1 protein-coding gene is annotated in these 812 nt (G+C 66.3%); it reads left to right on the top strand.

What is annotated here, in order from left to right; genetic code table 11:
- The coding region (locus ELR45_RS41195) for a hypothetical protein (RefSeq protein ID WP_240759940.1) at positions 1-716 on the top strand (716 nt) is incomplete at its 5' end.
- Positions 717-812 lie beyond the last annotated feature (96 nt).

Here is an 812-nt window from a genome sequence, read left to right on the forward strand (position 1 = left end):
AGTTCGCGCAGCTGGCCAGTGAGTTCGACACGCTTGAAGAGCTCAAGGAAGACCTGCACGAGCAGGCTATGCGCGAGGCCCGCGTGGCACAGGCGACCGAGGCGCGCAACAAGGTTCTCGAAACACTGCTCGAGAAGACTGGCGAGGTTCCCATCCCCGAGGAGGTCGTCCAAGCTCAGATCGAGCAGCACTTCAGCGACGGCCACGGCGACGACGGCCACCGGCAGGAGTTCGAGCAGCAGTTCCGCGAGAACATGGTGCAGCAGTTCGTCCTGGACGAGCTGGTGAAGGCCGAAGAGCTCGAGGTCACTCAGGAGGAGCTCTCCTCTTACGTCGTCCAGCAGGCGATGCAGCGACGGATGGACCCGAACCAGCTGGCGCAGAGGCTCGTCGAGAGCGGCGAGCTTCCGGCCGCGGCTGACGACGTGCGGCGCGGCAAGGCGCTCGCGCTGGTCGTTGAGAAGGCGAAGGTCGTTGACGCCTCCGGTAACGACGTCGACCTCGATCGGCTGCTGGAGGACGGTAGCCTCGCCGACGAGGCCGAAGAGGGCGGCGCAGCCGCTCCGGCAGGAGACGTGGAGTTCGCGGAGATCGACGACGCCGAGACTCAGGGCGACGACGCCGGGTCGGACACGGCCGAAGCCCCTGACGACGAGCCCGCCGACTCGGACGACGAGTCCGCCGAGCCGGACGGCGAGTCCAAGCCCGAAGCCTAGGCTTCGAGCGGAAGCATCGATTCTTCTCAAGGTGACGCTGGTGCCCGAAACCGGGTGCCAGCGTCACTTGCGTTGGTGAACGCTGTGAGCGAACGA

Source organism: Phytoactinopolyspora endophytica (genome assembly GCF_004138495.1).
Taxonomy (GTDB): domain Bacteria; phylum Actinomycetota; class Actinomycetes; order Jiangellales; family Jiangellaceae; genus Phytoactinopolyspora; species Phytoactinopolyspora endophytica.